Here is an 8,669-nt window from a genome sequence, read left to right on the forward strand (position 1 = left end):
CTCGTGCCGAATCTCCATCCGTCGGGATTGTTGGCCCACCTCGTCTACGGTGCCGTCCTCGGTCTCCTCGTCCCGCCGCTACTGTCGGCGACGGGCAAAATGAGCTGAACTCCGACACCTTCTCAGCGCGAGAGCACCACGACGTACCGCGTCAGCGACCGATGTACTCGCCGCTCGAACTCGTTTTCGACGCTCCACCCCGCGTCGGTCGCTTCGCTCGCCCACGAGCGGTCGCCGACGACGACGGCGCGGGAGGCGACTCGTCGCGCCTCCGCGAGCGCACCGGCAACGAGGTCGTCGAGGTCGAGGTTCGCTATCTTCGACTGCCTGCCGTAGGGCGCGTCGAACACCACGCCATCGATGGCGTCGTCGGGGAACGGCAGGTGCGTCGCGTCGCCGCGAACCGTGGCCGCGGCGGCGTCCGGTGCGTAGTGGTCGAGGTTTTCGGCTGCCCCGCGGACCATCTTCTCCTGTGCGTCGGCACCGAGCGGCCGCGCACCGACCAGCGCGGCCTCGATGAGCACGCCGCCCGTCCCGCACATCGGGTCGAGGAGCGTCGTTCCCGCTCTTGCTCCGGCGATGTTCACCAACGCGCGTGCGAGCAGCGGGTCCATACTTCCGGGCTGGAAGAACGGCCGGTCGGTCGGTTTGCGCGTGCCGTAGTCGCGCACGCTCTCGGTTTCCAGCCACCCCAGCGCACACAGGTCCCCGGAGAACGTCGCTCGGAGTTCGTGGTCGGGGTCGTCCAAATCCACGGCGAAGCCGCGGTCCACGAGCACCTGCCCCAACTCGCGTTCGGCCTGCTGGGTGCTGACGTCGGCCGTCTCGCGGACCGCGCGCGCACGCACCGCGACCGTCCCCTCGCGCTCTATCGGCGCGGCGGAGAGCAGCGTTCGGGCGCTCGCCACGTCGGCGTCTGTCGTTCCGACCAACTCGTTCGCGCGGTGGGTGTACGCGAGGCTGGAAACGCGCTCCGTAATCGCCGCCGCGCGCGCGAGGCCGGGCGCGACGAGTTCCACCCCGCTCGCCGCACTCGCCGCTTCGCACGCCGCGAATTCGTCGTCTTGTCCGCCGAGTTCCAGTACGTACACGATATTTCTCCGTCGTCCGGTTTCGTTCGAGGGGAGTGGAGCCGTCGTCTTGGGGATTGCGAATCACGACGGGGACGAGGAAGTGCTCGTCCGGGGTTTGGTGGTGGTTCCGTGACTACTCCAGCGCCGTTCGATTTGGCGACCTAGACCGCAGCGACTAGGCACAATGAACGACCGCAACCGCATGCGGGAGAGCGGTCGGAAGCGCACGACCGCCCTCCCTCGGCGTCCCCTTACCTCCCCGGGCACGGGAACGATTCGCGCCGACCGCGCGAATCGTTCGCATCGCGCGTCCCGAAAGCGGTGGTGTCGCCACTCTCGAACGGCGGCTTCGAAAAAATCCGAAGTCGATTACTCCTCTTCTTCCTCGTCGCCGAGCAGTCGTTCGACCATCCGCTCGGGGTCGAACTGCTCGATGTCGTCGTAGCCCTGTCCGGTTCCGAGGAACAGGATGGGCTTGCCCGTGACGTGCGAGATGGAGATGGCGGCCCCGCCTTTCGAGTCGGCGTCGGCCTTCGTCAGAATCGAGCCGTCGATTTCGGCGGCCTCGTCGAACTCCTTCGCGCGCTGCACGGCGTCCTGCCCGGCCACGGCCTCGTCCACGAAGATGGTCATGTCGGGGTCCACGACGCGGCCGATTTTCTCCAACTGGTCCATCAGGCCTTCGCTGGTGTGCAGGCGACCTGCAGTGTCGCCCAGCACGATGTCGATGTCGTGGGCGTCGGCGTACTCCACCGCGTCGTAGATGACGGCGGCGGGGTCGCCTCCCTGCTCGTGGGCGATGAATTTCGTGTCGAGCGCGTCCGCGTGCTCCCGAATCTGCTGGTTTGCACCGGCGCGGTAGGTGTCGCCGTTCGCCATCACCGAGGAGTAGCCGCGCTCCTCGAAGTACCGCGATAGTTTGGCGATGCTCGTCGTCTTCCCGACGCCGTTGACGCCGGTGAAGATGATTACGAGCGGTTTGTCCGCCTCGGCGACGCGCTGGTCGAAGTCGAACTGCCCGACGCTGATGACCGACAGCAGGGAATCGCGTAGGGCGTCCTCGACGACATCACCCGTTTCGGCGCTGAACTTGCGGGTCGCGCCGACCAGGTCGTTGCGGATGCCGTCGAGCATCTCCTGTGCGACGCTCATCTCGACGTCGCTTTCGAGCAGCGCCATTTCGAGTTCCCAGAGCGGGTCCTCGACGTCCTGCTCCTCGATGACGATTTCACCGCGAGCGAACGATTTGGCCTTCTGGGCGAAACCGCCGCGCCCGTTGCTGGACTCTTCGTCCTCCGAATCGGAGTCGTCCGTCGATTCCGGCTCGGGTGTCGTCTCCGTCTCCGCGGGTTCCGTTTCGACCGTTTCCTCGACCGTTTCAGCGTCCGCCTCAGCTTCCGCTTCGTCGGCCTCCTCGGCCTTCTCCTCGGTCGTCTCCTCGACGTCCTTACGGAACCCGCTCAGCTTATCCTTCAGACTGTCGAACATCGCCGGTTATTCGTCCTCGTCTTCCTGCTGCTGTTGCATCTGCTGCATCTGCTGTTGCATCTGCTGCTGTTGCATCTGCTGTGCTTTCTGCTCCAACTGGTCGCTCTCGGCTTCGACCTCGCCGATTTCCTCCTGCAGGTCGGCGATCTGGTCGTCGAGAAGGTCCTTGCGGCTCTTCAGCGACGCGATTGCGCCCTCCTGGTCGCGCTCCGCGGCGTAGCCGCCGCCGAGTTCGACGACGATTTCGTCGATATCCTCGACGTTCGTGCGGATGTACGCGCCGCCGCCGAGCGGAACTTGGACGACCGAGCCGGTGTCGAGCGATTCGATTGCCTCGATGGCCTCGTCGACTTCACCTTTCTCGTCGCGCAGGTCTTCGACTTCGCCGTTCAGTTCTTCCTTCTCGGCTTCCAACTGCTGGAGCTGCTGTTGCATCTGCTGCATCTGTTGATTGCCGCCGCCCATCATCGTGCTTCACACTCCGTTCCGCGAGTAATCGTGCTCATGTCCACACGTGCGTGAGCAAGCGGGAAGAATGTTGCTAACTCGGACCGAAAACGTAACGAGCCGAAAATCAGTCGATATAGCCCAGCGCGTCCTCGATACGGCCGAGTTCGGGACCGGTCGTCTCCTCTCCGACCACGTAGCCGTGGGCGTTGGCGAGGAGTCCGGACCCGACCAGCGGCCCACCGTAGTTGATGGTGCCGATGTCGGCCGGGACGCCGAGGATTTCCTCGATAGCGTCGAGTTCCGAGTCGGTGGCTTTCGGGTGGCAGAGAACGCCTCTGTTCGTCGCCACTCCGGCCGTTCCGACCGTTTGAACGCCAGCGATGGTGCCGCGTTCGACCGGAACGTCGAGCCCGTCCGAAACCGCTTGCACGGCCTCCCGAGGGAGGTCCGGATGGACGTAGGCCCCGGTGTCGTTCGCGAGCACGACGTTTCCGGCGGCGTTGATGCGCCCCGGGAACTTCGTGAGCGGAACGTCCACGACGGCCTCGATTCGCTCGCGCTCGTGGTCGGTGATGCGACCGCTGACGAGCAAACCGTTCTCGTTGCCCGCCACCAGCGCGCCGACGGTGGACGACCCACCGAGCGTGGTTCCGACGACATCGACTTCCAGCTCCTTGCGGAGGGAGTCGAGGAGTTCGTCGTCCAAATCCGGGCGGACGAGCAGATACTCGTCAGTCGCACGTGCGAAGACGCCGATGTACGCCGAGCCGTTGAACGCGGTACGAAGCACCGCTCTACTCTTCGTACTCCGCCTCGACGACGGACTCGCCCTCTTCTTCGAAGCGGGCGGCGTGAACGCGGAGCTTTCGCGGCGGGTTCTTTCGACCGCGCGACCAGATCGCCTCGTTGATGGAGGGGTCGAGACGCACGTCGTCCTCGTCCACCTTGAAGTGCTGGGCGAGGTGCCCGCGCACCAGTTTCATCGCCTTGTTCGCTCGTTTGTGCTTTGCCTCTGCCGTCACGTCTCGGAGCGGAACCGTCACGACTCGCTCCTCGAAATCACTTGCGCTCATTATTCGTCAGTGTCGCTACGCCGCCAGCTGCGGCGTTTCGGGTTTCGCATTACGTCGCGGTCCGTCTTCATGATGACCCACGCCGGGATGCGGCTGTTCTGCCGTTCCAGCTTGGCCAGTCGCTTCTTCTTGGCCTTCGACTTCTTGCCCATAGTGGTTGCCACTTTTCCGCCGTCGCATAAAATCTTGTTCCTTTCAAGCGGCCTCACAGGGGGAACGCCGCGACGGTCGAATAGCTCGGGCCGTTCGCGCCCAGTTCGCTCTTCGTCAGCCTGACCTCCGAAACGTCCATCCGACCGACCGTCGGATCGAGTTCGCGGACGTTCCGCTGAACGAGTTCCTTTCCCCCCGCGTGCTTCATTCTGGCGATGGTGATGTGCGGGACGAACTCGTTGTCGTCCGGCGAGAAGCCGAGGTCGTACAACCGCGACTCGACGGCATCGTTGAGCAGGACCATCTCCTCCGCGCCGTCCCCGATGCCGACCCACACGACCCTGATGTACTCCAAACTCGGAAAGACGCCCAAGCCGCCGACCTCGGCCTCGAACGGCCCGAAGTCGATGTCGTCATCGACGGCCGATTCGAGCGCATCTTCGATGACGGGTACGCGGTCGTCATCCACCTCGCCGAGGAACGAGACCGTGACGTGGGCCTGTCTCGGGTCCGTAAACGAGAGCCCGTCGGCGTCGCGGAACCTGTCTTGAACGCCGTCCACGCTTTCCGCGAGGTCGTCGGGCAGGTCGATGCTCACGAACAGTCGCATGCGCGACCCTTCGTCGCCAGCGGGCTTGAACGTTGACACCGGTGACCGGTTCGACCCGACCGCAGGGGAAGAGGATTTATGCGCTCCATTTCCTACCACTCACATGTGGACTCCCCGTTCAGCGTTCTCGGACTCGATTCGGATGCGGATGACGAGGAAGTCGTCGAGGCGTATCGACGACGGATAAAGGAGGCCCACCCGGACCACGGTGGGTCCCACCGCGAATTCCAGCGGGTCCGAGCGGCGTATCAGGCGATTCAATCGGGAGACATCGGCGGCGAGAAAGACGAGAAAGCCGCCGACGAAGAACGCGTCGAGGAGCGGGACCGAACGCCGAAGCATCCGATGGTCGAATTTCTCAACTACGAGGTCATCGACGACTACGACTGGAACGTGGACGACGACGGACTGTTCGACAAGGCCGCCGCCATGGGGCTGGATGCCGAGGATTACGGGCAGTTCTACGTTCTCAACAACGAGACGCTTCTCGAAGCGGCGGAAAATAGGGGGTACGAGTGGCCGTTCGCCTGTCGCGGCGGGGCGTGTGCGAACTGCGCGGTTGCGGTCGTGGACGGGGAGATGGACATGCCATCGAATCACGTCCTCTCGTCCGAGATGCTGGACCGCGGGTTCCGACTCTCCTGTATCAGCGCGCCCATTACGGACCACATGCAGGTCATCTACAACATCAAGCATCTGCCGGGTCTCGACGAACTCCGACTGCCGCCCCAGCAGTTCGGGCAGGCACGGTCCGGTGACTGACGCCGACGGACTAGAAAAAGCCTTTAAACGACTACGAACCCAAGGGAGCACAACGATGGTGCTCGACAATCTCGGCAGTTCTCTTCGCGGCTCACTCGACAAGCTGAGTGGGAAATCGCGCGTCAGCGAAGATGACGTCGAGGAAATTGTAAAGGAAATCCAGCGTTCCCTTCTGCAGGCCGACGTGGACGTGAGTCTCGTGATGGACCTCTCCTCGTCCATCAAGGAGCGCGCGCTGGAGGAGGAACCGCCGGGCGGGACGACGGCCCGCGACCACGTGCTGAGTATCGTTTACGAGGAGCTCGTCGGCCTCGTCGGCGAGAGCACGGAAATCCCGCTCGAAAACCAGACCATTCTCCTCGCCGGATTGCAGGGGTCGGGGAAGACGACCACCTCCGCCAAGATGGCGTGGTGGTTCTCGAAGAAGGGGCTTCGCCCCGCCGTCATCCAGACGGACACCTTCCGGCCCGGTGCGTACGACCAGGCGAAGGAGATGTGCTCCCGCGCGGAAGTCGATTTCTACGGTGACCCGGACAACGAGGACCCCGTGGACATCGCGCGGAAAGGACTCGAAGAGACGGCCGACGCCGACATCCACATCGTGGACACGGCGGGTCGCCACGCGCTCGAAGACGACCTCATCGAGGAAATCGAGGAAATCGAGTCCGTCGTCGACCCCGACCGGAACCTGCTCGTCCTCGACGCGGCTATCGGACAGGGTGCGAAAGATCAAGCCCAGCAGTTCGACGAGTCCATCGGCATCGACGGCGTCGTCATCACGAAACTCGACGGGACCGCGAAGGGTGGCGGTGCCTTGACGGCGGTCAACGAGACGGACTCGTCCATCGCCTTCCTCGGGTCCGGTGAGACGGTCCAAGACGTGGAGCGCTTCGAGCCGAACGGCTTCATCTCGCGCCTGCTCGGCATGGGCGACCTGAAACAGCTCACCGAGCGCGTCGAGCGCGCCATGTCCGAGACGGAGGAGGAAGAGGACTGGGACCCCGAGGACATGATGAAGGGGTCGTTCACCCTGAACGACATGCGCCATCAGATGAACGCGATGAACAAGATGGGGCCGCTCGAACAGGTCATGGACATGATTCCCGGCTTCGGCGGCGGAATCATGGACGAACTCCCGGACGACGCGATGGACGTGACGAAAGACCGGATGCGGAGTTTCGAGATCATCATGGACTCGATGACGGACAAGGAACTCGAAAACCCGCGGTCCATCGGCGCGAGCCAGATTCGCCGCATCGCTCGCGGGAGCGGGCAGGACGAGGAACGCATCCGCGAACTCCTCCAGCAGCACAAGATGATGTCCCAGACGCTCAAACAGTTCCAAGGGATGGGACAGGGCGGCGACATGGAGCGCATGATGAAGAAGATGCAGGGCGGCGGCGGTGGCGGCGGTGGCGGTATGGGCGGCATGGGGCCGTTCAGATAGTCGTCTTTCTCTTCGATTTCGTCCGACCAGAACTATCGGCGCAAGTGGAATCGCGACACACCGCTTTTTTGTCCCGTGCCCGTGTCCACAGCAGTAGATGACCGTTCGGGAAGTCGCCGCCGAGGCGTACCGCGAAGCGCTCCCCGCCCTCGCCGCGAGCATGGTCGGTGGGCTGTTCGCGGGCGTCGTCCTCAGCGGAATGCGCGCCGAACTCCGTCAGGTGGCGGGGTTGCTCGTCCTCGTCCCCGCCCTTCTCGCTACCCGCGGGAACGTCTACGGGTCGCTCGGCGCGCGCCTCGCGTCCGGACTGCACCAAGGACTGGTCGAACCGTCGTTCGTCCCGGACGACGACCGGGTGTGGGCGGCCATCGTCGCCTCGCTGGCGAACGGCATCCTCGCCAGCCTGTTCGCGTCGGTGGTCGCGTTCGCCGTTCTGAAGGCTCTCTCGGATTCGGTCGCGCCGCTTCCGACTCTGCTCGCAATCGCGGCGCGATGCAGATGAATCACGGGACGGGCTACGATATCCGCCACCCGCTCGAAGTGCTGGACGCGGCGCTGGTCAGTTGAATTCGCGCTGAACTCGTTCGGCCATTTTTCCCGTGGCGGCCGTTTCTTCCGCGGTGTCCCGTGAACGGCGTTCGATGTGCTCACCCACCTCGGCCAGCAACTCGTCGGGACGGTCGTTCGCGTAGTATCGAATCGATTTTCCGCTCGTCAGTTCGAGGCGCACGTACGGTTTCTCGTACTGAATCGAGGAGAGCCACTCGTAACGTATCTCGGTCGCTTCGTCCTTCGAATACGGAACTCGTGCCACCATATCGACGCCGACGCCCTCGTGGAACGTGACCGTCTCGTCGCCGACGAAGACGGTCGTAGTGAAGTAGCGTTCGTCGGGCGTTACGAACAGGGACGCGCCGGAACTGTAGTTCAGCGTGTACGTCGATTCGTGGGGTGTCGTTCCCGCCACGGTTCGACGCACCTGCTTCGTGTACTCCGCGTAGGGGTCGAGCAGGGTCCAGTACGCCCGGTCTATCTCCTTCGTCCCGAGATACCAGAGGCCGAGTCCGCTGGTGAGTCCGACGAGGTAGCCGATGCCCGTTCCGGTCGTCGCGCCGAAGAGAATCGAGAGTACGACTCCCCGGCGTGAAAAACGTCATAGCGGTGGCGTCCGGCAAAGGTGGCGTCGGAAAATCGACCGTCGCGACTAATCTCGCCGCTGGTCTCGCCGAACGGGGCGCGCGCGTCGGCATTCTCGACGCCGACGTGTACGGGCCGAACGTCCCGCGGATGCTGGGCGTCGACGACGACCCCACCGTCTCGCACGACGGCGACACCGACCGCATCATCCCACCGATGGCGTACGACGTGTCAGTGATGAGCGTCGGCCTCCTCGTCGGCGAGGAGGAACCGGTCGTCTGGCGCGGCCCGATGGCCCATAACGTCTTGTCGGACCTGTTCGAGGACGTCGCCTGGGGCGGACTCGACTATCTCGTCGTCGACCTGCCACCGGGAACCGGCGACGTGCAACTGACCATCCTCCAGGGACTACCTGTGACCGGTGCCGTCGTCGTGACGACGCCGCAAGACGTCGCTACCGACGACACGCGACGCGC

10 protein-coding genes and 2 pseudogenes are annotated in these 8,669 nt (G+C 64.2%); 4 read left to right on the forward strand and 8 right to left on the reverse strand.

Translation table 11 applies throughout. From position 1 onward, the window contains the following. Nucleotides 1-122: 122 nt before the first annotated feature. The 7 genes from BG842_RS08100 to thpR all read right to left on the reverse strand — a co-directional run bounded on the left by BG842_RS08100 (nucleotide 123) and on the right by thpR (nucleotide 4,847). Nucleotides 123-1,091 (reverse strand): methyltransferase domain-containing protein, encoded by a 969-nt coding sequence (locus tag BG842_RS08100; RefSeq protein ID WP_069450382.1) that lies wholly within the window; start codon nucleotides 1,089-1,091, stop codon nucleotides 123-125. Between the two features lie 351 nt (nucleotides 1,092-1,442). Further along, nucleotides 1,443-2,561 (reverse strand): signal recognition particle-docking protein FtsY, encoded by a 1,119-nt coding sequence (gene ftsY / locus BG842_RS08105; protein ID WP_069450383.1) that lies wholly within the window; start codon nucleotides 2,559-2,561, stop codon nucleotides 1,443-1,445. A gap of 6 nt (nucleotides 2,562-2,567) precedes the next feature. Next, entirely contained in the window at nucleotides 2,568-3,026 is a 459-nt protein-coding gene (gene pfdA / locus BG842_RS08110) for a prefoldin subunit alpha (RefSeq protein ID WP_069450384.1), read from the reverse strand. A 109-nt stretch (nucleotides 3,027-3,135) separates the two neighbouring features. Then, nucleotides 3,136-3,801 carry a translation initiation factor IF-6 gene (locus BG842_RS08115; RefSeq protein ID WP_007976391.1) on the reverse strand — a complete coding sequence of 222 codons (666 nt, stop codon included), beginning with the start codon at nucleotides 3,799-3,801 and terminating at the stop codon, nucleotides 3,136-3,138. 4 nt (nucleotides 3,802-3,805) lie between these two features. Continuing rightward, nucleotides 3,806-4,084 (reverse strand): 50S ribosomal protein L31e, encoded by a 279-nt coding sequence (locus BG842_RS08120; protein WP_069450385.1) that lies wholly within the window; start codon nucleotides 4,082-4,084, stop codon nucleotides 3,806-3,808. Then, a complete protein-coding gene (locus BG842_RS08125) occupies nucleotides 4,084-4,236 on the reverse strand; it encodes a 50S ribosomal protein L39e (RefSeq protein ID WP_026177798.1) in 153 nt (50 codons plus the stop codon). Before BG842_RS08125 ends, BG842_RS08120 begins: the two co-directional genes overlap by 1 nt. Before the next feature lie 53 nt (nucleotides 4,237-4,289). After that, complete coding sequence (gene thpR / locus BG842_RS08130; RefSeq protein WP_069450386.1) at nucleotides 4,290-4,847, reverse strand: RNA 2',3'-cyclic phosphodiesterase; 558 nt, start codon at nucleotides 4,845-4,847, stop codon at nucleotides 4,290-4,292. A gap of 105 nt (nucleotides 4,848-4,952) precedes the next feature. Here thpR and fer point away from each other — a divergent pair, with 105 nt between their 5' ends. The 3 genes and pseudogenes from fer to BG842_RS08145 form a co-directional block, all read left to right on the forward strand. Beyond that, nucleotides 4,953-5,609 carry a ferredoxin Fer gene (fer, locus tag BG842_RS08135; RefSeq protein WP_069450388.1) on the forward strand — a complete coding sequence of 219 codons (657 nt, stop codon included), beginning with the start codon at nucleotides 4,953-4,955 and terminating at the stop codon, nucleotides 5,607-5,609. Nucleotides 5,610-5,664: 55 nt separating this feature from the next. Further along, on the forward strand, nucleotides 5,665-7,056 hold the full coding sequence (locus tag BG842_RS08140) for a signal recognition particle protein Srp54 (RefSeq protein ID WP_069450387.1): 1,392 nt from the start codon (nucleotides 5,665-5,667) through the stop codon (nucleotides 7,054-7,056). A 97-nt stretch (nucleotides 7,057-7,153) separates the two neighbouring features. Continuing rightward, nucleotides 7,154-7,543: pseudogene (locus BG842_RS08145) on the forward strand (magnesium transporter); the annotation flags it as partial. Between the two features lie 72 nt (nucleotides 7,544-7,615). On the opposite strand, the gene BG842_RS27335 reads toward BG842_RS08145, so the two are convergent. Then, nucleotides 7,616-8,023, reverse strand: a complete 408-nt coding sequence (locus BG842_RS27335; protein WP_083252473.1) for a hypothetical protein — start codon at nucleotides 8,021-8,023, stop codon at nucleotides 7,616-7,618. Nucleotides 8,024-8,190: 167 nt separating this feature from the next. Here BG842_RS27335 and BG842_RS27340 point away from each other — a divergent pair. Next, nucleotides 8,191-8,669: pseudogene (locus BG842_RS27340) on the forward strand (P-loop NTPase); the annotation flags it as partial.

The sequence above is a fragment of the Haladaptatus sp. W1 genome (assembly GCF_001723155.1).
GTDB lineage: Archaea > Halobacteriota > Halobacteria > Halobacteriales > Haladaptataceae > Haladaptatus > Haladaptatus paucihalophilus.